This is a genomic window from Streptomyces chrestomyceticus JCM 4735 (assembly GCF_003865135.1).
GTDB classification, from domain to species: Bacteria; Actinomycetota; Actinomycetes; order Streptomycetales; family Streptomycetaceae; genus Streptomyces; species Streptomyces chrestomyceticus.
Map to the genome: position 1 here is coordinate 5612941 of NZ_BHZC01000001.1, position 24916 is coordinate 5637856.

A 24916-nucleotide genomic window follows, 5' to 3' on the forward strand; every position below is an offset into this window, starting at 1 on the left:
CTACCCGGCGGGGAGGCCGCCCCCAAAGTCGATCTCCGTACGCCCCCGCGGGCTACGGAATCCGGCTCACTGCTCCTCGAAGAGGCTGGTCACCGAGCCGTCCTCGAACACCTCACGGATCGCCCGCGCGATCGTCGGCGCCATCGACAGCACCGTGATCTTGTCCAGCTCCAGCTCGGACGGGGTGGGCAGGGTGTTGGTGAAGACGAACTCGCTGACCTTGGAGTTCTTCAGCCGGTCCGCCGCCGGACCGGACAGGATGCCGTGCGTGGCCGTCACGATGACGTCCGCGGCACCGTTGGCGAACAGCGCCTCCGCCGCGGCACAGATCGTGCCACCGGTGTCGATCATGTCGTCGACCAGGACACAGACCCGGTCCTTCACGTCACCGACGACCTCGTGGACGGTGACCTGGTTCGCCACGTCCTTGTCCCGGCGCTTGTGCACGATCGCCAGCGGCGCGTCCAGCCGGTCGCACCAGCGGTCCGCGACCCGCACCCGGCCCGCGTCCGGCGAGACCACCGTCAGCTTCTCGCGGTCCACCTTGGCGCCCACGTAGTCCGCGAGGACCGGCAGGGCGAACAGGTGGTCCACCGGGCCGTCGAAGAAGCCCTGGATCTGGTCGGTGTGCAGGTCGACCGTGACGATCCGGTCGGCACCCGCGCACTTCAGCAGATCCGCGATCAGACGGGCCGAGATCGGCTCGCGGCCGCGGTGCTTCTTGTCCTGGCGGGCGTACCCGTACGACGGGATGACCACGGTGATGCTCCGGGCCGAGGCCCGCTTCAGCGCATCGATCATGATCAACTGTTCCATGATCCACTTGTTGATGGGAGCCGTGTGGCTCTGCATCAAGAAGCAGTCCGCACCACGCGCCGACTCCTGGTAACGGACATAGATCTCTCCGTTGGCGAAGTCGAACGCCTTGGTCGGGACCAGCCCGACACCCAGCTGGTGGGCGACCTCCTCAGCCAGCTCGGGGTGGGCGCGGCCGGAGAAGAGCATCAGCTTCTTCTCGCCGGTCGTCTTGATCCCGGTCACAGCAAATCTCCTCGAATCCTGTTTGCGTGCACTAATCACGGTACGCCCCGCACGGCGCACCCGAGCACGATCACTGCTCGCCGTCGGACTCCTGGCCAGCAGCAGACGCAGCCTGCGCGGCGGCGCTTCCGGGACGCTTACGGGCGACCCAGCCCTCGATATTCCGCTGCTGGCCGCGCGCGACCGCCAGCGAACCCGGGGGCACATCCTTGGTGATGACCGAGCCGGCAGCGGTGTACGCGCCGTCCCCGACCGTGACAGGAGCCACAAACATGTTGTCCGAGCCGGTCCGGCAGTGCGACCCGATCGTCGTGTGGTGCTTCGACTGACCGTCGTAGTTCACGAACACGCTCGCCGCACCGATGTTGGTGAACTCACCGATCGTCGCGTCACCCACGTACGACAGGTGCGGCACCTTCGTGCCCTCACCCACCGAGGCGTTCTTCATCTCCACGTACGCACCGGCCTTCGACTTCGGCCCCAGGTCCGTACCCGGACGCAGATACGCGTACGGGCCCACGCTCGCCCCCGGACCGACCTTCGCACCGTCCGCGACCGTGAACGACACCTTCGCGCCCTCACCGACCGACGTGTCCTTCAGCCGCGTGTCCGGACCCACCTCCGCGTGCGCCGCCACATGCGTGGCGCCCAGCAACTGCGTACCCGGATGCACCGTCGCGTCCGCCTCGAACGTCACCGACACGTCCACCCACGTCGTCGCCGGATCCACGACCGTCACACCGGCCAGCATCGCCCGCGTCAGCAGCCGCTCGTTGAGCAGCCGCCGCGCCTCCGCCAACTGCACCAGGTTGTTGATGCCCAGGATCTCCCGGTGGTCGTCCGCCACCGCCGCGCCGACCCGGTGACCGGCCTCGCGCAGAATCCCCAGCACGTCCGTGAGGTACTCCTCACCCTGGCTGTTGTCCGTACGCACCTTGCCCAGCGCGTCCGCCAGAAGCTGCGCGTCGAACGCGAACACCCCGGAGTTGATCTCCCGGATCGCGCGCTGCGCGTCCGTGGCGTCCTTGTGCTCGACGATCTCGGTCACCGCGCCGGTGTTCTCGTCCCGCACGATCCGGCCGTACCCGGTGGAGTCCGGCACCTCCGCCGACAGCACCGTGACGGCGTTGCCGTCCGCCGCGTGGGTGTCACCGAGCTTCTTGAGGGTCTCACCGGTCAGCAGCGGGGTGTCGCCGCACACGACGATCACCGTGCCGTCGAGGGTGATGCCGCCGTTGCCCAGCTCCTCCAGGCCCATGCGGACAGCGTGGCCGGTGCCGTTCTGCTCGTGCTGGACAGCGGTGCGCACATCCGGGTCGATCTCGGCGAGATGCCCGCCGACCTGCTCACGGGCGTGACCCACGACCACCACGAGGTGCTCGGGGTCCAGCTCACGGGAGGCGGCGACGACATGCCCCACGAGGGAGCGGCCGCAGATCGCGTGCAGGACCTTGGGGGTCGACGACTTCATGCGGGTGCCCTCACCCGCTGCGAGAACGACGACGGCGGCCGGGCGGTTGGCGCTCACGGGATGCCCTTCGGCTTCTTCGGGTGGTGGACACCCGAAGGATACCGGTGCGGTTTGCGGCCGAAACGCGGGCGGGTCCCGACCGGAGGTCGGGACCCGAACTCAGCATGGCTCCCGGGGGAGGACTCGAACCCCCATCTGCTGAACCAAAATCAGCGGTCTTGCCCTTAGACGACCCGGGATTAACCTTATGTCCGGTTCGCCTCTTGGCTGCTGCGGACGCCCCCTACTATGCCGTACCACCAGCCCTCGATGCGACGGTAAAGGTCGGCGCTTTGCCGTACTCGGACCACGAGGCAGCCGTGATAGTCCTCGCCCACGTTCTTGCGGACGGTCTTCGGGTTGTGCCTCTTCAGCGTCGTCCTGGCCAGGGAAGTGACGTCGATGCCGACCAGATCCGCCCAGTAGCGCTCGGCCGCGCCGATGTCGGCCGACTCGTGGATCTGGACGCGGAACTGCGTGTGCTCCGGGGCGACTCCGAGGAGTGAGAGCCAGGCGACGAAGACCTGGATCATGCCGGGGTCGCTGTTGATGAACGTCACGCGTTCTTGAGGATTGTGCGGCTTGCTCTTGCTGCCCTCGGACCAGTACAGGCCCACGCCGACGAGGAACAGGTCGCGGTCGCCCATGGTGCCGATCTCGTCGGCCGCGACGCGTTTCGTCCGCTGCCGCTCCTCGTCGCGGCGGCGCAGCGTCTCCTCCCAGCCGCGCTTGCCGATGGCGGACGCCTGCTCGCGGGTGCGCCTGGGCGGTCGGGGCATGTCCCGTACCCAGAGGGAGATGGAGCTCTTCGACACCCCCAGTTCGACCTGGATGGCGTCGTACGTCATCCCCCGTCCCCGAAGCTCCCGCGCCCTCGCCCGCAGGTCGTCCTTCGCGTTCGGGCGGCGGGTCCAGTCCGGGGGTGGTTCGCCTTCGAGGAGGCGGTTGAGGATGTCGTTGTTGTGGACGTGTAAGCGGTCGCGGATCTGGCGGCGGCTGAGGCCGGCGCGGCGGAGGGTGACCGCTTGGTCGCGCAGGGACTCGAAGTCCGCTCGTGTGTGGTGGTGCATGAGGTCAGGTTGCGGCGGTTTGGACACGCAGGGGTCGAAAATTCGGACGATTCAATAGTTCGAGGGTAAATAATTCAGTATCCGCCCGTAACGGTGCACTCGCGTGCAGAGCGCTCGACGGAACATCGCGTGCGGGCGCCCGTAGGCTGGTCGGTATGACCGCAACGGGGGCAATCGAAGCAACGGGTGCGAGGGACGCGCCCGCCGGACCGTGGTGGTGGCCGCGGCGGCGGAGCGCCGTGCTGGACGTGTCGCTGGCCGCCGTCTCGACGGTGGAGACCGCGTTCGAAGGGCTGGACTTCGCCCACGACACGGGGCTGCCGACGTGGGCCGGGCTGCTGCTCGGGCTGGTCGTGGGTCCGGTGTTGCTGCTGCGGCGCCGCTGGCCGGTGGCGGTGGTGCTGGTGTCGGTGGCGGTGACGCCGGCGCAGATGGGCGCGCTGCTGGGCGTGATCGGCCTGTATTCGCTGGCGGTCTCGGACGCGCCGCGGCGGGTGATCGGGCTGCTGGCGGGGATGGCGGTGGTGGGGACGCTGGTGTCCAGTTTCTTCACCATCCGGCAGGACGTGGGGGGCGAGCCGGATTTCAACCCGCCGACGTGGTTCGTGCTGGTGATGGCGGCGGCGGTGGCGCTGGTGGTGACGGCTCCGCCGGTGCTGTGGGGGTTGTACGTCGGTGCGCGGCGCCGGCTGGTGGAGAGTCTGCGGGAGCGGGCGGACGGTCTGGAGCGGGAGTTGTCGCTGCTGGCGGACCGGGCCGAGGAGCGGGCGGAGTGGGCGCGTAACGAGGAGCGGACCCGGATCGCGCGGGAGATGCACGACGTGGTGGCGCACCGGGTGAGTCTGATGGTGGTGCATGCGGCGGCGTTGCAGGCGGTGGCGTTGAAGGATCCGGAGAAGGCGTCGCGGAACGCGGAGCTGGTGGGGGACATGGGGCGGCAGGCGTTGACGGAGTTGCGGGAGATGCTGGGGGTGCTGCGGACGGGGGAGGGGGCGTCGGGCCGGTCGTCGGCGCCGGTGTCGGACGAGCCGGAGCGGCTGGTGGCGGTGGCCTCGAAGGCGAAGGCGGCGGGGTCCGGGGCCGGTGGTCCGGGGGTGCGGTCCGAGGTGTCCGTGCAGGTGGCGGAGGCCGGGGCGGGGTCCGGTGGTGGTGCGGTGCGCGGTGGTGGTGCGGTGCGCGGTGGCGCGGCGGTGGTGACGGCGGAGCCGGAGGGCGAGGGGCCTTCGCTGGCGGAGCTGGGCGATCTGGTGGGGCAGTCGCGGGCTGCCGGGATGGTGGTGGAGCTGTCGGTGGACGGTGCGGCGGGGGAGGCCGGTTATCCGTCGGGGGTGGAGCAGACGGTGTACCGGGTGGTGCAGGAGGCGCTGACGAATGTGCACAAGCACGCTCCGGGCGCGGAGGTCCGGGTGCGGCTGGCGCATCGTGAGGGTGAGGTGGCGGTGCAGGTGGAGAACGGTCCGTCGGAGCGGGGTGCGGCGGATGTGGGGCTGCCGAGCGGGGGGAACGGCCTGGTCGGTATGCGGGAGCGGGTGAGCGGGCTGGGTGGCGTGTTCGTGTCGGGGCCGACGGAGGCGGGCGGTTTCCGGGTGTCGGCGGTGCTGCCGGGGCAGTGAGGGGCGGTAGGGGCGGCCAGCGGCGGTGGCCGCGCCCTTCGGGCCCGAAGGGCGCGGCCGTTCCGGGGCGCGCCCCTGTTCAGTTCTCCCGTGCCGTGGCCTGGCTGAGCCGGGTGGGGCGGATGCCGAGGACGAGGGTGTTGAGGGCCTGGTCGATGTGCGGGCCGAGGTACCAGTCGCCGGTGTGGTCGAGGCTGTAGACGCGGCCTTCGGTGTCGATGGCGAGGACGGCCTGTCCGCCGGCTTCCTGGCCGAGGGGGGCGACGTCGGTCTCCAGGGCGCGGCCGAGGTCGCCGAGGGTGCGGGCGAGGTGGAGGCCGTGCAGGGGGCCGAGGGTGAAGGGGGTGGGGGCGAGGTGGCGGCCGGGGCCGGTGGGGGTGATGTCGAGGCCGCCGAATTCGGCCCAGGCCTCGACGGCGGCGGGGAAGACGGTGTGGCGGTGCCCGGCGGGGGAGGTGTGGGCGCGCAGGGCGTCGGCCCAGTGTTCGGCCTGCTGGATGTCCCAGCGTCCGGTGCGCCAGCCGGCGTCCTGGAGGGCGGCGTCGACGGCGACCGGGAAGCGGGTGGCCGAGGTCCGGTCGTAGGAGTCGTAGACCGGGGCGACGGGCGCGGCGGAGGCCGGGGTGGTGGAGTCCGCGGACGGTGCGGTGGGGGGCATGGTGCGGGTCAGCTCCCTGCGTGCGTACCGATGGGCATGACGCCGAAGAAGGCGAGGAGGGCGTCGCAGGAGCGACAGGGGGGAGCGTAGCTGCCGTGCAGGGGGTCGCCGTCCTCGCGGATGTGCCGGGCGGTGATCTTGGAGTGTTTCAGGGAGCGGCGGGCCTCGCCGTTGGTGAGGGGTTTGCGGGAGGCGCGTTTGCCGCGGTTGGCCTCGACGGCGGTGAGGTGCCGGCTGAGCAGGACGGCTTCGGGGCAGCGGCCGGTGAAGCGTTCGCGCTGGGCGGTGGCGAGGGTGTCGAGGAAGTCCTGGACGAGGTGGTGGAGCACGGGGGGCTGTTCGGCCTTGCTCGCGGTGCAGGTGAGGGTGCGTCCGCGTACGGAGAGGGCGGCGCCGACGGTGGGGAGGATGCCGTCGCGGCGGTGGCGGAGGGCAGGCGGACGGTCGTCGTCGGCGGTGCCGCTCCAGCCGACGCGGGGGTCTCCCGCGGTGGTGGTGTTGTGGTGTGCCGTGGTGCGCATGGTCAGTGCTTTTCCCTCCCCGAATCCCCGGGACGCCGGAGGTCCCCCGCAAGGGTAGGGGGAGGGTCAGCCTGCCAAATGTGGTGGGTGTTGGGGAAGTCGGGTGTGCTGTCGGTGATGTCACGGTTGTGTCCGGGTGCGGGGCCCGGCCCCGGGGTGTCCGGGTGGTGGTGCGGCCGGGGGCGGCGGGTGGTTGCGGGGTGGGGGCGTGCGGTGAAGTGGCTGTGTGGCGGAGGTGGTTGGGCCGTGGCGGTGGGAGGGCGGCGGGCGTGCGCGGGAGGGCGGGTTGCGGTACGGCATAGGCTGTGCCCAGTAGCCGGATTCAGCCAGGGAGCACCGCCATGACGTCAGGTCGGCACGGGCTGGGGGCACCTCCCGGCCCTCAGGCCGCGGGCCACGCCGCGCCACCGAACACGGCCTATGCCGGGCAGGTCGTGCATTTCCCGGATCCGGTGCGTGCGGCGCGGTATCCGCGGGGGGTGCCGGTGGACGGGTCCGGGTTCCCGGATTTCTCGTCGTACGCGCGGGCGGCGGCGGAGATCGCGGAGCCGCCGGAGGGTTTCGGCGTGGACGAGTTGCGGCTGACGGACTATGTGTCGGCGAATGTGGCGTTGCACGCGCGGGGGCACGAGTTGTGGGAGGACGTGCCGCCGGTGGCGACGCCGCACGGCTGGACGTGGCACCACGTGGCGGGTTCGCGGCGGATGGAGCTGGTGCCGGTCGAGGTGAAGGCGCTGCTGCGGCATCACGGCGGGCTGGCGACGGCGGCGGTGGACCACGGGAAGCGGGGGACGCGGCCGTTGCAGGACACCCGGCCGGTGCATTTCGGACTGCCGCACCGTGAGTTGTCGGTGACGGAGGAGCAGGTGCGGCAGGCGGAGGAGGCGCTGGGGTACCGGCTGCCGGGTGCCTACCGTGCGTTCCTGAAGGCGGCGGGCGGGTGCGCGCCGGTGGGTGTGGGGCTGTACGCGGAGTTGGGGCTGCTGGTGGACCAGCCGTTCTTCACGGTACGGGACGAGGCCGCGATGAACGATCTGGTGTACGTCAACAAGTGTCTGCGCGACCACTTCACCAAGGACTATCTGGGTGTGGGGTTCGTGCAGGGCGGGGTCATAGCGGTGCAGGTGCGGGGTGCGGCGCCGGGTTCGGTGTGGTTCTGCGCGTACGACGACGCGCGGGACCGGGACGGGTGGCCGGTGCGGGAGCGGGTGGAGCAGCTCCTGTTGCCGTGCGGGGCGGATTTCGACGATTTCCTGCAGGAGCTGGCGGGGAGTCCGCCGGAACTGGAGACGGTGGCGGGTCTGATGGTGGACGGCGGCTTCGCGCGTGCCGTTCCGGTGGAGGGGTGAGGCGCGGTGGTGACGTTCGCGCAGGCGCAGGAGCGCGCGGAGCGCTGGGTCAACGAGGACGTGCCGGGTCCGTTCCGGCGTGCGGTGCGGGTGCGGGAGTTCGACCTGGGGTTCGTGGCCTGGGCGGAGGACCGCGCGGGCGGTCCGACGACGGAGGGCGGCCGGGCCCGGCTGGTGATCGCGCGGGACAGCGGGGAGACGACGCTGTGGCCGGGGCTGCCGGTGGGTGAGGTGATCCGGCGGTACGAGGAGGAGTACGGCGCGGTGGCGGACGCTGTGGTGGCGGAGGCGCCGCCGCGGCGGATCGATCTGGAGGCGACGTCGTTCCTGCTGACGCCGCCGGAGTGGCTGCAGGAGGCGGCGGACCGGCGGACGTCGGGGGCGGGGCTGGTGCTGCCCGTCGACGGGCCGGCCGTACCGGCGGACGACTCTTCCGTACCGGCGGATGCCCCTTCCGTGCCGGATCGGGGTGCTTCCGTGTCCGTACCGGATCAGGCCGCTTCCGGACCGGTTCCGGGTCAGGCTGCTTCCGTACGGGACGAGCCGGCCGTCGTGACGCCGTGGGCGGGGACGGACGTCCGGGCGGACGAGGACGCCGACGACCGTTCGGTGGGGCTGCCGGCGACGGTCTTCGCGCCGCCGCTCGCCGGGTTCGACGACGAGGACACGCCGCCGGCGGGCGCGAAGGCCGAGGCCAGGACGGAACTGATCGCGGGCGGCAGTCAGTTGCCGCGGACGATGATGGCGCCGGCGGTCGGGGACGCGGGGGCCGGCGGGCCGGTGGTGCCGCCGATGCCGTCGTCGCCTCCGTCGTCGCCGCTGCCGGGGCCGCCCGCCGGGGCCGTGCCGTACGGCGGCCCGGTGCCGCCCGCGGACGCGGCCGGACCGGACGCGGCGGGACTGTCCGAGCTGCCGCCGCCGTCCGGGCCGCCGATCGCCGATGTGCCGCCGCCCCCTGCGTACGCGGGTTCCGGCGCCGCCGAAGGGCCGGGGGCGCCGCCTCCGCCGCCCGGTGCCGGTGTGCACGCGGCCGCGACGATGCTGGCGGACGGTGCGGCGCTGCCGGGGAACGCGGGCGGTCCGCCGCCGCCTCCCGGTGTGCCGGGTGCGGACCGTACGGGTCCGGGCGCGCCGGACGGTGGTGCGGACGCGCCGGCGCCGTCCGCCGCCGCTCCGGCGGGCGGGTACATCCCGACGCAGCTCGTGTCGCAGCTCGACGCCGATCAGGTGGATCTGAGCGCGGTGGACGGTCCGGAGGCGGCCGGGCCGGAAGGGGAGCAGGGGCCGCCCGGTCCGCCGTCGGCCGGGCCCGGTGCCGGTGGTGGGGTGCACGCGGCGGCGACGATGCTGGCCGGGGGCGCCGTGCTGTCGTCCGACGCGGCCGGGCCGGGCGGTCCGGGTGCTCCGGGCGGCGCCGGTGGTCCCGCCGGTCCCGGTGTGCCGCCGCCCCCGGCGCCTCCCGGCGTGCCGAAAGCTTCCGGTGCGTCTGGTGCGTCTGGTGCGCCTGGTGCTTCCGGTACTCCCGCTGACCAGTCCGCGTCCGGCGCCGCGGGCGGCCCGCCTCCGCCTCCGTCCGCTCCGCCGTCCGCGCCGCCCTCGGCCGGTCCCGGCGGATCGGCCGGTCCCGGCGGTCCGGCCGGCCCCGGCGGCGGTGTGCACGCCGCCGCGACGATGCTGGCCGACGGCGCCGGTGGCCTGGGCGGCCCCGGTATGCCGCCGCCCGGCGTTCCGGGCCCGCCCGCCCCCGCTCCGGCCGCGCCCGGCCCCGTGGCCTCGGGCCCGGTGGCATCCGGCCCGGCCGTGCCGCCGCCCGGAATGCCGCCGTCCGCCGCGCAGCCGCTCGCCACGCCGCCCGCCTCCGGCTCGTACGGCTATCCGCAGGCGCCGCCGTCCGGGCAGCCGACCGTCGGCCCCGGCTACATGGCCGTCCTGAGCTACCGCGCCCCGGACGGTTCCGAGCAGAAGATCGTGCGGCGTTCCGCGCCGGGCACCCCGCATCCGGAGTGGCAGCTTCTGCACGAGCTGCGCGCCATGAACGTCCCGCCGCAGCAGGTGCTGGAGCTGCACACGGAGCTGGAGTCGTGCGACGTGCCGGGCGGGTACTGCGCGCGGATGGTGCGGGAGACCTGGCCGCAGGTGCGGATCAGCCACACCGCCGCGTACGGGACGGAGCACGCCTCGCGGCAGCAGGGGGTGCGGCACCTCGTGGAGCACCAGGGTGAGCTGCACCAGGTGGCGGACGGTCCGGCGCGGCCCGCGCCGGTGCGGGCGCCGTTGCCGCACCCGTCCCAAGTGCAGGCGGCGCCGCCGGTGCCGCCGCAGGTGTTCGGGCAGGAGCTGGAGCAGGCGTTCGGTCCGCAGGGGATCTTCCGTTTCGATCAGCGGGCGGTCTCCCGGCACGGGGTGCCGGAGGTGGTGGCGCAGACGCTGGTGTGGGCCGGGCTGCCGGTGGACTTCGGGCCGTTCTTCTGGGCGCAGGCGCAGCCGGGGCGTCCGGTGCCGACGCTGGCGGAGCTGGCGGCGGAGCGCGGGGTGCGGCCGGCTGCCGACGCGGGGTCGTACCTGGTCATGGGGAACGACTTCGGCCGTCAGCTATGTGTGCAGTACGGGACGGCGCACATCGTGGCGGTGCCGTTGGACGGTGGTGCGCAGGGGCCGGGCGGGCAGCCGGCGGTGCCGCAGTTCGTGAACAGCGGGCTGCCGGAGTTCGTGCGCTGTCTGGCGATGCTGGGCCGGATGTGGCGGCTGCGGTACGGGCTGACGCCGGAGCAGGCGGGGCGCTGGACGGTGGACTTCCAGGCGCAGCTTGTGGCGCTGGACGCGCCCGCGCTGGGGTCGCCGGAGACGTGGTGGTCGGTGCTGCTCGAACAGATGTGGGACGGGCTGCTGTAGGGCGCCGCCGGTACCTCCCGGGCCACCGGTGCCGCCTCCGGCGGCGCTAGACCTGCGGGACGGGCGGGTCACCATGATCCTTCGTATATGGATCAGCCGTCGTGGTCGCCGCAGCCTCCGTCGCCGGAGGGTACGTCGACGCTGTACCGGTCCGGGGCCGGGCGCGGGGGCCGCCGGGGCCGCCGTCCGGGCGGGCGGCGGCGCCGGCTGTCCTGGCCGAAGCGGATCGCGCTGGTGCTGCTGGTTCTGGTGGTGCTGGCGGTGGCGGGCGGGGTGGCGCTGTACGTCTGGGCGGGCGACCAGGTGCGCCGTACCGACGCCGTCGCCGGCTACTCCGGCAGGCCGTCGCCGGGCAAGGGCACGAACTGGCTGCTGGTCGGTTCGGACAGCCGCGAGAGCCTGACGCCCGAGCAGCGGGAGCGGCTGCACGTCGGCAACGACCAGGGGCTGAACACCGACACGATCATGGTGCTGCACCGCGGGGACAGCGGCCCGTACCTGGTGAGCCTGCCGCGGGACAGCTATGTGGCGGTGCCGGGGCACGGCCGGAACAAGGTGAACGTGGCGTTCGCCGAGGGCGGACCGAAGCTGCTGACGCGCACCGTGGAGCAGGCGACGGGGCTGCGGATCGAACGCTACGCCGAGGTGGATTTCCTCGGCTTCGTGAAGGTGGTGGACGCGCTCGGCGGGGTACGGATGTGCCTGGACAAACCGCTCAAGGACGAGAAGTCGGGTGCCGACTTCCGGGCGGGCTGCCAGGAGATGGACGGAGTGCGGGCACTTGCGTACGTACGGGCGCGTTATACCGACCCGGAAGGCGACCTGGGCCGGGTCAGGCGGCAGCGGCAGCTGATCGGCGCGCTCGGCGACAAGATGCTCGGGGCGGGGGTGCTGCTCAATCCGTTCGCGCTGGTCCCGGCGCTGGACGCGGCGCTGTCGGCGCTGACGGTGGACCGGGTGGCGGGCGTGCCGGACCTGGCGCGGCTGGGCTGGTCGATGAAGAGGATCGCGGACGGGGCGGGTGCGGCGACCACCGTTCCGGTGGCGAACCCCGGGGTGAACCTGGGTGGTCTCGGAGATGTGGTGGAGTGGGACGAGCAGGGAGCGCGGCGGCTCTTCCAGGCGCTTCGCGAAGATGTCCCGATTCCGACTTCTGGCAGCAATTGACGCATCCTTGGACGATGGAAAGGGGCGGAGTGTCGCGTAACGGTCGCTTCGAATCGATCCAGAAAGATGTGCGCGCGAGTGTGCCGCACATCGGAGAGGGGCTTGAGGGATGAGTGCATCGGTTTCGCCTCACGGGTTCGAGATCGTACGAGGACGTGGCTACCGTCCCGAGGACGTCGACCGCCGGGTGGAAGGGCTCTCGGTCGACCGTGACTCGTGCTGGGAGCGCGCGGCACGGCTGACGGTCCTCGCCAACGAGATGACGGCCGAGCTGGCGGAGCTGCAGGAGTACGTCCGGCAGTTGCCGCCGCAGACGTACGAGTCGCTGGGCGACCAGGCGCGGCTGATCCTGACGACGGCGGAGTCCGAGGCGGCCCGGCTGCGCAAGGAGGCGCAGGAGGCGGCCGAGCGGGCCCGTGACGAGGCCGAGGCGTACGCGCGGCAGATCCAGGAGGCCGCCGAACGGGCCGCGCAGGAGCTGCGGGACGAGACCGAGGACCAGGCGCGCCGTACGGTCGAGGCGGCGTGGGCCGAGGCGGACGGCATCGAGGCCGCGGCCGTCAAGGACGCCGGGCAGTGGCGGACCGCCGCCCAGGACGCGCTGCACGAGATGGAGCAGCGCACCACCGCGATGCTGCGCGAGCAGGAGCAGGAGCAGACCGAGGAGTGGGAGGCGGCCGGCCGCGACCTGGCCGCGCAGGAGGCCGACCTCGAACTGCGGGTGGCGGAGCTGGAGGAGCTGGGCCGGGCCAAGGTCGCCGAGGCGGAGCGCTTCCTCGCGGAGGCCGAGGAGGCGGCGCGGCACCGCGACGAGGACGCCGAGGCGCGCGCCGCGGATCTGCTGGCGCAGGCCAGGGTCGAGGTCGAGCGGATCGAGCGGGCCACCGACCGGATACTGCGGGAGCACACGGAGCGGCGCGAGAAGGTGCGCGAGCACATGACGCACGTCCGCAACACGCTGGCCGCCCTGACGGGCAAGGCCCCCGACGAGGACGAGCCGGGGGGCGGCGCGGCGGCCGAAGACGGCGGGGACGTCGCGGGCGCGGGGGCCACGACGAACGCGCAGGGCGGCACGGTGCTGCTGGAGAAGGCCGGTGAGGCAGGGGAGGCCGACGGGGCCGACGAGGCCGGGGTGGCCGGAGGCGCCGGGGGCACTGGTGAGGCCGACGGGTCCGCAGGGTCCGACCGGGCCGACGGGTCCGTCCGGGTACGGGAGGCCACGGTGTCCGGTACCGGAGCGGCCGCGGCCGGGGAGCCCGCCGACACGCGGGCGCCGGTGGACCCCGACAACGAGGACACCCTGGAGACGAAGCTGCCGCGGCTGCCGGAAGGGCAGCAGTGACACGGGCCGCGAACCCGGCGGGGAACGGGGCGGGCGCCGAGTGGCGCGCGCCGCTTCCCCGTCGGGCGCCGTAGGGCCGTAGCGCCGTCAGCCGTTCGCGGACTCGGCGGCCGGCTGTTTGACGGTCGGCTGCTCCACGGCCGTACCTCCCGTGCCTCCCGTACCTCCCGTGGAGTCCCCGACCCCGCTCCCGGACTCGTCCCCCGCCCCGCCGCCCACCTCCCCGTGGACCGGGAAGCGGCGCGGCGCGAGGAACAGCAGGATCAGGAAGGAGAGCGCGGCGGCGGCCGCGGCCCCGAGGTAGACGTGCTCGACGGTGGCGTCCACGGCGCGCCGCAGGTAGTCGGCGGCCCGTGCGGTGAGAGCACCGGCGTCGGCCAGTGCGTGGGAGACGGAGTCCAGGTCGTCCGGCAGGCCCGGCCGGATGTCCGTGGGCGCGGCGGCCAGCCGGCCGTTGAGGGTGGTGTTGGCGACGGCGCCGAAGAGGGCGGCGCCGACGGACTGACCGACCTGGCGGCAGAAGAGGATCGAGGCGGTCGCGGTGCCGCGCTCCTCGAAGCCGACCGAGGACTGCACGCCGATGATCAGCGGTAGCTGGAAGATCCCGAGGGTGGCGCCGAGCGCGAACATGAGCAGCGCGGGCTGCCAGGCGGCGCCGGGGTAGGGGAGCAGCGGGAAGGCCAGCAGGACCAGGGCGGCGGCGCCGATGCCGGTCATGGCGCAGGCGCGGATGCCGATGCGGTTGTAGACGTGGCTGCTCAGGGCGGCGGACACCGGCCAGCTCAGGGTCATGGTGGAGAGCACGAAGCCGGCCGCGATCGGGCCCAGGCCCAGGACGGCCTGGGCGTAGGTGGGCAGGAAGACGGTCGGCGCGACCATGAGCAGGCCGACCGCGCCGAGCGCCAGGTTGACGGCCGAGATCGTCCGGCGGCGCCAGACCCAGCCCGGGATGATCGGTTCGGCGGCGCGGCGTTCGATGAGGACGGTGGCGGCGCCGCAGAGCGCGCTGCCCGCGAAGAACAGCAGCGAGGGGGCGGAGAGCCAGGGCCAGGCGACGCCGCCCTGGACGAGGGCGGTCAGCAGCAGGCCGCCGCAGGCGAAGATCGCGAGTGCGCCGGGCCAGTCGACCCGGGGGCGTCCGGTACGGTCCCGCGCGGGCAGCGATTCACGGAAGTGCCGTACGACGAGCCAGAGCGCGAAGGCCCCCACCGGCAGGTTGACCAGGAAGATCCAGCGCCAGTCGGCGTACGCGGCGAGCAGGCCGCCGAGAGCGGGTCCGGCGACCGAGGAGGTCGCCCATACGGTGGACAGCCTGGCCTGGATCCTGGGCCGTTCCTTCATCGGGTAGAGGTCGGCGGCGACGGTCTGGACGGTGCCCTGGAGGGCGCCGCCGCCGAGCCCCTGCAGGACGCGGAAGGCGATCAGGGAGGCCATGTTCCAGGCGGCAGCGCACAGCAGCGACCCGGCGAGGAAGACGATCACGCCGGTGATCAGGACGGGTTTGCGGCCGAAGGTGTCGGAGAGCTTGCCGTAGACCGGCAGGGTGACGGTGACGGCGAGCAGGTACCCGGAGAAGAGCCAGGAGAACACGGCGAAGCCGCCGAGGTCGCCGACGATCTGCGGGACGGCGGTCGCGATGATCGTCGAGTCGAGCGCGGCGAGCGCCATACAGAGCATCAGGGCGGCCACGACCCGGCCGCGCCCTTCGGAGGCCCGGGATGTCGGGGGTACGGGGGCGGCCACCTCGGCCGCCACGCCCGACCCGTCCTCCGCACCCCGATCGGCCCCCGCACCCGACCCGGCCCCCGCGCCCCTTCCAGCCCCCGCGCCTCCTCCAGTCCCCGCACCCCTGCCGTCCCCCGCACCCATCCCGATGCCGCTCCCCGCCGCCCCTTCCGCTTCCGTCCGGTCGCTCGTGCGGTGACCGCTCCCGCTGTCCTGGCTCACGTGCCCCCCTCGGCTTTTGCGTGTACGTGACACTTTTCCACGGGGAGGCCGCTACCGGAACGGGGCTTCGCGCCCGGCCCGCCCGGTTGCCGGGGCGAGTGGAACGCGGGTGTCAGCAGGGAGTCGTACTCTTGGTGAAACCCGGCCCGTCGCACGTGCCGGGCTGTTCGCGTTGTTCGCCTCACCGGGACGGAAAAGCCATTCTCATGAGCCTGACTGGTCTGCTCGACGCCGTTGCCCAGGACCCGGCGCTCGCCGAAGCCGTGCGGGCCGCGGCGGACGGCAACCGTCCTCAGGTGGACCTGGTCGGCCCGCCCGCCGCCCGCCCGTTCGCCGTCGCCGCCCTGGCGCGCCGCAGCTCCCGTACGGTCCTGGCGGTGACCGCCACCGGCCGGGAGGCCGAGGACCTGGCCGCCGCGCTGCGCTCGCTGATGCCGGCCGGCGAGGAGAACGCGGTGGTGGAGTACCCGTCCTGGGAGACGCTGCCGCACGAACGGCTCTCGCCGCGCTCGGACACCGTCGGCCGGCGCCCCGCGGTGCTGCGCCGCCTCGCCCACCCCAGCCAGGACGACCCGACCGCGGGCCCGGTCCAGGTGGTCGTCGCGCCCGTACGGTCCGTGCTCCAGCCGCAGGTCAAGGGCTTGGGCGACCTGGAGCCCGTGAGCCTGCGGTCCGGGCAGACGGCTGACCTGGAAGAGATTGTGGACGGGCTGGCGGCCGCCGCCTACGCCCGCGTCGAACTGGTCGAGAAGCGCGGCGAGTTCGCGGTGCGCGGCGGCATCCTGGACGTGTTCCCGCCGACCGAGGAACACCCGCTGCGGATCGAGTTCTGGGGCGACGACGTCGAGGAGATCCGCTACTTCAAGGTCGCCGACCAGCGGTCCCTGGAGGTGGCGGAGCACGGGCTGTGGGCGCCGCCGTGCCGTGAGCTGCTGCTGACCGCGCAGGTGCGGGCGCGGGCCGCGGACCTCGCGGAGCGGCACCCGGAGCTGGGCGAGCTGCTGGGCAAGATCGCCGAGGGGATCGCCGTCGAGGGCATGGAGTCGCTGGCCCCGGTGCTGGTGGACGACATGGAGCTGCTGCTGGACGTGCTGCCGGCGGGCAGCATGACGGTGGTGTGCGACCCGGAGCGGGTGCGGACGCGCGCCGCCGACCTGGTGGCCACCTCGCAGGAGTTCCTCCAGGCGTCGTGGGCGGCCAGCGCGGGCGGGGGAGAGGCCCCGATCGATGTCGGCGCCGCCTCCCTCTGGGGCATCGCGGACGTCCGGGACCGGGCCCGTGAGCTGGGCATGATGTGGTGGACGGTGAGCCCGTTCGCCGCCGACGAGGAGCTGGACGAGGACACCCTCAAGCTGGGGATGCACGCCCCGGAGACGTACCGGGGCGACACCCAGCGGGCGCTGGCCGACACCAAGCGCTGGATCGCGGACGGCTGGCGGACGGTGTTCATCACCGAGGGGCACGGCCCGGCCGCCCGTACGGTCGAGGTGCTGGGCGACGAGAACATCGCGGCCCGTCTCGACCCGGAGCTGGGCGAGCTGTCCCCGTCGGTCGTGCACGTCTCGTGCGGCTGCCTCGACAACGGCTTCATCGACCCGGGTCTGAAGCTGGCGGTGCTGACCGAGACGGACCTGACGGGCCAGAAGTCGGCGAGCAAGGAGCTGGGCCGGATGCCGGCCCGCCGCCGTAAGACCATCGACCCGCTGACGCTCCAGGCGGGCGACTTCATCGTCCACGAGCAGCACGGCGTCGGCCGCTACATCGAGATGGTGCAGCGTACGGTGCAGGGCGCCACCCGCGAGTACCTGCTGGTGGAGTACGCGCCGGCCAAGCGCGGCCAGCCCGGCGACCGCCTGTACATCCCCACCGACCAACTGGAGCAGGTCACCAAGTACGTGGGCGGCGAGGCGCCGACGCTGCACCGCCTGGGCGGGGCCGACTGGACGAAGACCAAGGCGCGCGCCAAGAAGGCCGTCAAGGAGATCGCCGCCGACCTGATCAAGCTGTACTCCGCGCGGATGGCGGCGCCCGGCCACACCTTCGGCCCGGACACGCCCTGGCAGCGCGAGCTGGAGGACGCGTTCCCGTACGCGGAGACGCCGGACCAGCTCACGACGATCGCCGAGGTCAAGGAGGACATGCAGAAGTCCGTCCCGATGGACCGGCTGATCTGCGGCGACGTCGGCTACGGCAAGACCGAGATCGCGGTGCGGGCGGCGTTCAAGGCCATCCAGGACGGCAAGCAGGTCGCGGTGCTGGTGCCGACGACGCTGCTGGTGCAGCAGCACTTCGGTACGTTCACCGAGCGGTACGGCCAGTTCCCCGTCGTCGTCAAGGCGCTCAGCCGCTTCCAGACGGACACCGAGGCCAAGGCCACTCTCGAAGGGCTCAAGGACGGTTCGGTCGACCTGGTCATCGGCACCCACCGGCTGTTCTCCTCCGAGACCAGGTTCAAGGACCTGGGTCTGGTCATCGTGGACGAGGAGCAGCGCTTCGGCGTCGAGCACAAGGAGCAGCTCAAGAAGCTGCGCGCCAACGTGGACGTGCTGACGATGTCCGCCACGCCCATCCCCCGTACGCTCGAAATGGCGGTGACCGGCATCCGCGAGATGTCCACGATCACCACCCCGCCGGAGGAGCGGCACCCGGTCCTGACGTTCGTCGGGCCCTACGAGCAGAAGCAGATCGGCGCCGCCATCCGGCGTGAACTGCTGCGCGAGGGCCAGGTCTTCTACATCCACAACCGCGTCGAGTCCATCGACCGGGCGGCGGCCCGGCTGCGCGAGATCGTGCCGGAGGCCCGGATCCAGACCGCGCACGGCCAGATGGGCGAGGCGCAGCTCGAACAGGTCGTGGTCGACTTCTGGGAGAAGAAGTTCGACGTGCTGGTCTCCACCACGATCGTGGAGTCGGGCATCGACATCTCCAACGCCAACACCCTGATCGTGGAGCGCGGCGACAACTTCGGCCTGTCCCAGTTGCACCAGTTGCGCGGCCGCGTCGGCCGGGGCCGCGAGCGCGGCTACGCCTACTTCCTCTACCCGCCGGAGAAGCCCCTGACGGAGACCGCCCACGAGCGTCTCGCGACCATCGCCCAGCACACGGAGATGGGCGCGGGCATGTACGTCGCGATGAAGGACCTGGAGATCCGCGGCGCGGGCAACCTCCTCGGCGGCGAACAGTCAGGCCACATCGCCGGCGTCGGCTTCGACCTGTACGTACGGATGGTGGGCGAGGCCGTCGCCGACTACCGGGCGTCCCTGGAGGGCGGCGTGGAGGAGGAGCCGCCGCTGGAGGTCAAGATCGAACTGCCGGTGGACGCGCACGTCCCGCACGACTACGCGCCCGGCGAGCGGCTGCGCCTCCAGGCGTACCGGGCGATCGCCGCCGCGACCTCGGAGGAGGACATCGCGGCGGTCCGCGAGGAGCTGACCGACCGCTACGGCAAGCTGCCCGAACCGGTCGAGAACCTCCTCCTGGTCGCCGGCCTGCGGATGCTCGCCCGCTCCTGCGGCGTCACGGACATCACGCTCCAGGGCTCCAACGTCCGCTTCGGCCCCGTCGAACTGCGCGAGTCCCAGGAACTGCGCCTCAAGCGCCTCTACCCCCGCACGGTCCTCAAGCCCGCCACCCGCCAGGCCCTGGTGCCCCGCCCGACCACCGGCAAGATCGGCGGCAAGCCGCTGGTCGGCCGGGAACTGCTGGCGTGGGTCGGGGAGTTCCTGACGTCGATCCTGGGGTCCTGAGGCTCCGCCCGGCCGGCCACCGCGCCCGGCCGGGCCCGCCGCCGTCCCCCGAGCGGAACCGCCCGGGGCGGTTCCGCTGTCACGGTGATTGATTACGATGCCGTGGCAGACCGGACGAGATACGGGGGCAGAGGTTGGGCGGCACATTCCAGGTCGAGACGCACGAGCTCGACCAGCTTCTACGGCAGTTGAGCGCCGGGCGCGAGGACATGGAGAAAGCACTCAACGCGCTGGAGCACGTGGGGCCGAAAAGCACGGGCAGCGTGGCTCTCGACCACGCCTGCGACGAATTCCACGACAGTTGGGACGACGCGATCAAGAAGATCGCGAAGGGTACCCAGCAGATCGAGGAGAAGCTGAAGGCCACCAAGAACAACTACGAGGAGACGGAAAAGGCCATCCGGGACGCCATGACCAAGGGCGCGGCCCCGCCGATGCCCGGCCCGTCGGCACCGCCCAACGTGGGCGGGTACCCGGCCGGCCCGCGGCCGGGTGCGCCGGCTCCGACCCCGTCGGCCGGCCCCGGGGCGGGTGCCCGGTGAGCGACGACAAGGAATTCCCCAGCCTCGGTTTCGACCCGGCCCCGGGCAAGGTCGAGAGCGTCGAGGACCTCAGCAACAAGATCAACCGCGCGTCCAGCGGCCTGGAGAGCGCCCACAAGACGCTCATGGGCATCGCCAAGGGCGGCAAGACGTGGGAGGGTCTGGCGGCGAACGCCTTCACCCAGCACGTCGGCGACCTGCCGAAATCCCTCTCCGACAGCGTCGACGCGCTGAAGCAGGCGTCCACCCAGCTCGGCAACTGGCGCGGCAAGCTGTCCGGCTACCAGAACACGGCCCGCCAGTACGAGGCGCAGGCCAAGGCGGCCAAGGAACGCATCAAGACCCAAGAGGCGGCCCACGACCGGGCGACCAACGCCTACAACCAGGCCGCCTCGGCCCCTGCCTTCCGGCTCGCCGGCCAGTACTACACCGACCAGACGGCACTCAACGAGGCGCAGAGCAAGCTCGACGCCGCCCAGGCCCGCCTGAAGACCGCCGGCCAGGAGCTCGACAGCGTCGGCAAGCGCCTGGACGCGGCCAAGGACGAGCTCGACGACATCCTCAAGAAGGCCAAGGAACTCCTCGAACACCACCAGTCCGACGCGCGGGACGTCGCCGACCGGCTGCGCAAGGCCAACAAGAACGCCCCGGACATCAGCCTCTTCGAGCGGCTCGGCGACGCCTTCAAGCGGATGGGTCACGCCATCAAGGAATGGTGCGTCAAACACGCCGATCTGCTGAAGACGATCGGCGACTGGCTCGGAAACATCGCCGGTGTCCTGGGGGTCCTCTCCCTCCTGACCATGTGGTGCCCGCCGCTGTCCGGCGCCCTCGCCCTGGCGGGCGGCGCACTGTCCCTGGGCTCATTGGCGGCACACGCCGGGGCCAAGCTGGGCGGGGCCAAGGTGAGCTGGACGGACCTGGGCATGGACGCCGTCGGGGTGGTGCCGTTCGGCAAGTTTGCCAAGGCCGGTGCGATGGGGAAGGTCAAGGTCCGGGTGGGGGCCAGGTCGGTGGAGGACGCGGCGGGTGTCACCAGCCAGGTGGCCGACGTGGACAAGGTGGCTCGGGTGAACCATCTTGAGGGCCTGGTGCAGCGAGGCGTCGCCTCCAGTGACGAGCTTGCTGCGGGGCGGCGCATCGGCCGCTATCAACCCCCCGCAGGGCGGGTTTTCGAGGCGAACGGGTTCTCCAACCGCATGCAGCTGGCGTGGGAGAACCACGTCAGCGGCACCATGGCGGCAGGTATCAAGGAAAAGGGCTGGGCGGAGACGCTGAAGAAGATCCCAGGCGTCAAGGACGCCGACTCCTTCAAGGCGGCGCTCCGGGCGGACGACACGCTCGACCCCATGTCCTGGTGGTCCAAGGGCCCGCTCGTCGGACAAGGCGCCGTCGGCGCCGGGGTGGGCATGTACCAGACCGCGAACGAGGGGTGAGCGTGAACCACCGACAGGGCACCGGCAGCGGGCCCGCGTATCTGTCCCGGACCTGGCTCCTCGTATGGTTCGTGCTGCAGTGGCCGGTGCTGCCCTGCGCTCTGGTGCTCCTGGTGGTCTGGTACGTCTGCTTGTTCCTCGCGAACGCGGTCGTCGAAACCGAGCCCCGCCTCGCCTACATGGCCCCGCTCTACCTCGGCCCCAAGCGGCTTGCCCGCGAATGGAACCGGGACCCGGACCGCTGGGAAGACCACTTCCGGGCGCTCCTGCCCAAGCTGCGCAAGGAGGCGACGAGAATCAAGTCGTCACCGGGACGGCGGGTCGAGTATCCGCTTTCGGGCCGCTTCAAGTACCAGATCCGGCACATCCCTGCGAAGCACGGCAAGCACCCCGACGTCTCGTTCACCGTTCCCCCGCAGCACTACCGCGGCTGCGGCCCGGAAGCCGCCCGGCGCATCGCCCGGGCCGACGGCTGGCGGATCATCGCGCCGGGAAGTTCCACCGGGAACGGCCTGGCCCCTGACGACCGCCACGGCATCTTGCTGGCCATCCCGGACCCGCGCAAGAATCCGACACCGCCCCCCAGCACGCCCTCCGGAAGGCCATGAAGAATTCCACTCAGCTCCAGATCGAGATACCGGACGGGTTCCACACCCTCGGCCTCGAAGGCGACGACGCCTACCGTGAGGACTGCATCCGGGAGATGGCGGACCTCGTCTGGTCCGAAGGGACCGATCTCCAGCGCGACACCATGGCGGCCGTGTACGACGAGATGGCCGCGACCTTCGCCGAGGACGGGGCGTTCTACGCCGGTGTCTGTTTCGTGGGCATGGACGACGACCGCATCAGTACGGCATCGGTGGTCGCCAGACTCGATGACGCGGACGTCACCGATGCCGAGATCGTCGCCGCCGGCCTCGCGGAGGCGCTGTCCCACACGACGACGGAGGTCAGTACGGTGCGGGTGCCCGCCGGGCCGTGCGTGGTGTCCTTCCACGGCTCGGAATGGGTGCCGGCCGAGGGCGCTGAGCCGCTCGGTATCGCCCGCGTGGACGCGCAGATCCCCGTACCGAGCCGCGCCCAGTTGCTGACGCTCTCCCTCAGCACCCCGTCGCTGACCGAACTGCCGGTGTACGTCAACATGCTGCGCCTCATCGCGGAGACCGTGACGGTCGTGGACGCCGAGCCTTCGTCCGACCCCAGCGCGGAGGTGGTCACCGGACAGCGCAGCGTTGCCGACGAAGTGCGCTCCACCTTCGGCTGAGGCGCGGCGCGGTGGCCCGCCGCCACAGCGGGTCCGGCGGCGTTTGTGCTGTCTTCCGCCCGATTCAGGCACCTTGACGGTGACCGGTAGGAGATATCGCTCTATGGTCAGGCTGCTCCGTGTGTCTCACGGGGCCACCCGACCTCAGAGAACTGGATGTTCCCACCGTGATAAGACCCCGCCGCGCCGCCCTGTCCACCGCCTCGCTGGTCACCGCGGCCCTGATCGCCCTCTCCGGATGTACGCCGGACGGCGGTGCGGACAAGAGTGGTGCGGCGAGTCCGTCCGCGACGGCCTCCGCGACGCCGTCGCCGTCCGCGTCGCCGACCGAGAGCCCGAGTCCCAGCGCCACGCCGTCGTCGGCCGCGCCCACTCCCACGCCCGAGGCTGCCGAGCCGCCCGCGGCGACGCGTAAGACGCCCCGGACCGGCGGGGGTTCGGACTCCGGGGCCGGCGGGGCCGGGTCCGGTTCCGGGGGTTCGTCCTCCGGCGGTTCCGACTCCGGCTCGGGGTCCGGGTCCGGCTCCGGTGGTTCCGGGAGTGACGCCTCCGGCGACGTCATCCTCGCGCCGTCCGGCAACCACTACCGCCGCAGGCAGTTCTGCAAGAAGGCCCACCTCGGTCTGACCACGAAGGACGCCCACGGCGCGACGCTGAGCTGCGAGATGCAGAGCGGGCGTCCGCACTGGCAGTGAGCTGTGCGGGCCGGGCCTGCACGCCGGCGGTGAGCCGCCGCGGCCCGGTCCGTGCTCATGCCACGTGTGCGGCGATCTGGCGTGCGCAGGTGAGGGGATCGGTGACGCCGGTGTCGACCTCGATGTCGTAGGTGACGCCCCGGTGGACCAGTTCGGCCTGGGACGCGGCCATGCCGGTGATCCGGTCGCCGCGCGCGGCCTCGCGGGCGGCGGCCGTCTCCGGGGCGCAGCGCACGCCGACCCACAGCACCGACAGGCCCTTCAGCGTGCGGCGCCAGCGTTCCTGGCCTTCGGCGCCGCCGAGGAAGACCTCGTCGAGGAGGACGCCGGTGCCGGTGCGGGCGATGGCGGCGACGCCTTCCTGCCAGTCGGCCTGGAGAGCGCGGAAGACCGGGCCGACGGTGATGCTGCCGTCGGGGGCGAGGCCGAGGCCCGGCGCGGTGTCGGACGCCTCCGGTACGACGAGCGACGGCGGCAGGGCCTCGATGAAGGAGTCGACGCCGAACGTCAGCCAGGGCCGCGGCAGGACGTCCTGGAGTTGGCGGATCAGGGTGGAAGTGCCGGAGCTGGAGCCGCCGTTCAGGACGACGACGTCGGTGCGGGTACGGGGCGGGCCGGTGGTCATCGGGCCACCGTACGGAGTCAGAGCCGTCCTGTCCGCTGGATTACCGTGACGTCGCCGGCCGCCCCGAGGATGCCGTACACGGCCTTGGGGTGGCGCTTGCGGGCGTCCTCCAGGGCCTGTTCGGGCTTGCGGCCGTCGTGGAGTTCGACGGCGACGTAGTCGGGGTCGATGCCGCGGGTGTCCCCTATCCAGAAGACCCGGGTGCGGTCGGTCAGGCGGGAGATGGGCCGTATGTCGGCCTCGACGGTGGCGCCGTCGGGGATACGTTCCAGCAGGTGCTCGGCGGCCGTCACGGACGGCGGTTTGCGGTAGGTGCCGGCCTCGGTGAGGCGGGCGAGCGGGAGGGTGGTGGTCAGGGCCAGCGCGGCGGCCAGTACGGCGGCGGGCAGGTGGTGGGCGTAGGCGCGGAGCCAGGCGCGCGCGGAGACCAGCGTGCGCGGCAGGGCGTCGGCCAGGGCGAGGAAGAGCACCGGCATCAGGACGGCGTTGTAGTGCCAGTCGATGCCCCAGTAGTGCGGTTCGTGGGAGAGGAACCGCCAGCCGAGGGTGGGCAGTGCGGCCAGCAGCAGGGGGGAGCGCAGCGCGAGCAGGCCGGTGGTGGGCAGGAGGAGCCAGAGCAGGGTGCGTACGGCGGTGTCCGCCGGGATGCGGGGGACCGGGCCGCCGGCGCCGCTGAGCTTGTTCCAGTAGTCGTACGAACCGGACCCGTTGAAGCCGGGGATGATCACGCCGAGGGTGACGGCGGTGGCCACCAGGCCGAAGGCGACGAGCCCGACGGCGAGCGGCACGGCGCGCCGCGCGCGGACGAGGACCAGCGCGCCGATGACGGCGGCGGTCACCCCCAGGTCCTCCTTGACGAGGACGAGCGGCGCCGCCCAGCACACCGCCGCGGTCCAGCGGCCGCGCAGCACCGCCTCCAGCGCGAAGGCGATCAGCGGTACGGCGAAGGCGATCTCGTGGAAGTCGAAGTCGACGGCCTTCTGCAGGCCCCAGGACAGCCCGTACGCGACGCCGACGGCCAGGCCGCGGCCCTGCCCCAGGAAGCGGACGGCGGTCCGGGTCACCGGCACGGCCGAGAGCGCGAAGAGGAGGGCCTGCGCGAACAGGAGCGTCTGGGGGCCGGGGAAGATCCGGTAGAGCGGGGCGAGCAGGACCAGCACGGGGCTGAAGTGGTCGCCGAGGAGGTTGGTGCCGGGACCCTTGAGGTCGGCGACGGGGGCCCGCAGGTGCGCGTAGGCCCGTACGGCCTGCTCGAATATGCCGAGGTCCCAGGAGGACGTCGCCATCGAGCGGAAGCGCAGCACGGAGACCGCGGCGAACAGGACGAAGAAGGCCGCTGCGGTCCAGTAGGGGAGCAGGCGCGGGCCGAGCAGGGTGGCGGTGCGGGCGCGGAGCCGGCCGGGGGCCGGTACGTATCCGCTCCCGGTGACGGGCACGGGCGTCGTCCTGCCGCTGGTCGCGGTTGCTGCGGCCGTGTCCATGGGCGTCCTTACTCTCA

19 protein-coding genes and 1 tRNA gene are annotated in these 24916 nt (G+C 72.4%); 11 read left to right on the forward strand and 9 right to left on the reverse strand.

What is annotated here, in order from left to right; translation table 11 throughout:
- Positions 1-66 precede the first annotated feature (66 nt).
- The 4 genes from EJG53_RS24385 to EJG53_RS24400 form a co-directional block, all read right to left on the reverse strand.
- Positions 67-1041, reverse strand: coding sequence for a ribose-phosphate diphosphokinase (locus EJG53_RS24385; RefSeq protein ID WP_030374403.1), 975 nt, complete (start codon positions 1039-1041; stop codon positions 67-69).
- A 70-nt stretch (positions 1042-1111) separates the two neighbouring features.
- Positions 1112-2569 carry a bifunctional UDP-N-acetylglucosamine diphosphorylase/glucosamine-1-phosphate N-acetyltransferase GlmU gene (gene glmU, locus EJG53_RS24390; protein ID WP_125046547.1) on the reverse strand — a complete coding sequence of 486 codons (1458 nt, stop codon included), beginning with the start codon at positions 2567-2569 and terminating at the stop codon, positions 1112-1114.
- Between the two features lie 108 nt (positions 2570-2677).
- Positions 2678-2751: transfer RNA gene (locus EJG53_RS24395), tRNA-Gln, on the reverse strand.
- Positions 2752-2757: 6 nt separating this feature from the next.
- Positions 2758-3621, reverse strand: a complete 864-nt coding sequence (locus tag EJG53_RS24400) for a hypothetical protein (RefSeq protein ID WP_125046548.1) — start codon at positions 3619-3621, stop codon at positions 2758-2760.
- 155 nt (positions 3622-3776) lie between these two features.
- Between EJG53_RS24400 and EJG53_RS24405 the strand changes: the two genes are divergently transcribed.
- The gene (locus EJG53_RS24405; RefSeq protein ID WP_125046549.1) at positions 3777-5234 is read left to right on the forward strand and encodes a sensor histidine kinase; all 1458 of its coding nucleotides are present in this window, start codon (positions 3777-3779) and stop codon (positions 5232-5234) included.
- 79 nt (positions 5235-5313) lie between these two features.
- Here EJG53_RS24405 and EJG53_RS24410 read toward each other — a convergent pair whose 3' ends face one another.
- Positions 5314-5892 (reverse strand): SUKH-3 domain-containing protein, encoded by a 579-nt coding sequence (locus EJG53_RS24410; protein ID WP_125046550.1) that lies wholly within the window; start codon positions 5890-5892, stop codon positions 5314-5316.
- Between the two features lie 8 nt (positions 5893-5900).
- Positions 5901-6413: a YwqJ-related putative deaminase gene (locus tag EJG53_RS24415; RefSeq protein ID WP_031006989.1), complete on the reverse strand. Its 513-nt coding sequence runs from the start codon at positions 6411-6413 to the stop codon at positions 5901-5903.
- Between the two features lie 341 nt (positions 6414-6754).
- Between EJG53_RS24415 and EJG53_RS24420 the strand changes: the two genes are divergently transcribed.
- From EJG53_RS24420 to EJG53_RS24435, 4 genes are all read left to right on the forward strand, one after another.
- On the forward strand, positions 6755-7762 hold the full coding sequence (locus EJG53_RS24420) for an SMI1/KNR4 family protein (RefSeq protein WP_125046551.1): 1008 nt from the start codon (positions 6755-6757) through the stop codon (positions 7760-7762).
- Positions 7763-7768: 6 nt separating this feature from the next.
- Positions 7769-10654 (forward strand): SUKH-4 family immunity protein, encoded by a 2886-nt coding sequence (locus EJG53_RS24425; RefSeq protein WP_125046552.1) that lies wholly within the window; start codon positions 7769-7771, stop codon positions 10652-10654.
- A 231-nt stretch (positions 10655-10885) separates the two neighbouring features.
- Complete coding sequence (locus EJG53_RS24430; protein WP_125049565.1) at positions 10886-11821, forward strand: LCP family protein; 936 nt, start codon at positions 10886-10888, stop codon at positions 11819-11821.
- Positions 11822-11930: 109 nt separating this feature from the next.
- Positions 11931-13163 carry a coiled-coil domain-containing protein gene (locus tag EJG53_RS24435; protein ID WP_307721697.1) on the forward strand — a complete coding sequence of 411 codons (1233 nt, stop codon included), beginning with the start codon at positions 11931-11933 and terminating at the stop codon, positions 13161-13163.
- An 87-nt stretch (positions 13164-13250) separates the two neighbouring features.
- Here the strand turns inward: EJG53_RS24435 and EJG53_RS24440 are convergent, their stop codons facing one another.
- Positions 13251-15032 carry an MFS transporter gene (locus tag EJG53_RS24440; protein ID WP_244955665.1) on the reverse strand — a complete coding sequence of 594 codons (1782 nt, stop codon included), beginning with the start codon at positions 15030-15032 and terminating at the stop codon, positions 13251-13253.
- A 284-nt stretch (positions 15033-15316) separates the two neighbouring features.
- On the opposite strand from EJG53_RS24440, the gene mfd reads away from it, so the two are divergent.
- The 6 genes from mfd to EJG53_RS24475 all read left to right on the forward strand — a co-directional run bounded on the left by mfd (position 15317) and on the right by EJG53_RS24475 (position 22793).
- On the forward strand, positions 15317-18856 hold the full coding sequence (gene mfd, locus EJG53_RS24450) for a transcription-repair coupling factor (protein ID WP_125046554.1): 3540 nt from the start codon (positions 15317-15319) through the stop codon (positions 18854-18856).
- A 134-nt stretch (positions 18857-18990) separates the two neighbouring features.
- A complete protein-coding gene (locus EJG53_RS24455) occupies positions 18991-19398 on the forward strand; it encodes a WXG100 family type VII secretion target (RefSeq protein WP_244955309.1) in 408 nt (135 codons plus the stop codon).
- Positions 19395-20834 carry a putative T7SS-secreted protein gene (locus EJG53_RS24460; protein ID WP_125046555.1) on the forward strand — a complete coding sequence of 480 codons (1440 nt, stop codon included), beginning with the start codon at positions 19395-19397 and terminating at the stop codon, positions 20832-20834. The genes EJG53_RS24455 and EJG53_RS24460 overlap by 4 nt, the downstream gene beginning before the upstream one ends.
- A 2-nt stretch (positions 20835-20836) precedes the next feature.
- Positions 20837-21442, forward strand: a complete 606-nt coding sequence (locus tag EJG53_RS24465; RefSeq protein WP_125046556.1) for a hypothetical protein — start codon at positions 20837-20839, stop codon at positions 21440-21442.
- Positions 21439-22098, forward strand: a complete 660-nt coding sequence (locus tag EJG53_RS24470) for a hypothetical protein (protein ID WP_125046557.1) — start codon at positions 21439-21441, stop codon at positions 22096-22098. The genes EJG53_RS24465 and EJG53_RS24470 overlap by 4 nt, the downstream gene beginning before the upstream one ends.
- A 167-nt stretch (positions 22099-22265) precedes the next feature.
- Positions 22266-22793, forward strand: coding sequence for a hypothetical protein (locus EJG53_RS24475; protein WP_125046558.1), 528 nt, complete (start codon positions 22266-22268; stop codon positions 22791-22793).
- 55 nt (positions 22794-22848) lie between these two features.
- Here EJG53_RS24475 and cpt read toward each other — a convergent pair whose 3' ends face one another.
- Both cpt and EJG53_RS24485 read right to left on the reverse strand, forming a co-directional pair.
- The gene (cpt, locus tag EJG53_RS24480; RefSeq protein WP_125046559.1) at positions 22849-23418 is read right to left on the reverse strand and encodes a chloramphenicol phosphotransferase CPT; all 570 of its coding nucleotides are present in this window, start codon (positions 23416-23418) and stop codon (positions 22849-22851) included.
- A 17-nt stretch (positions 23419-23435) separates the two neighbouring features.
- Entirely contained in the window at positions 23436-24899 is a 1464-nt protein-coding gene (locus EJG53_RS24485) for a DUF2079 domain-containing protein (protein WP_125046560.1), read from the reverse strand.
- Positions 24900-24916: the final 17 nt, after the last annotated feature.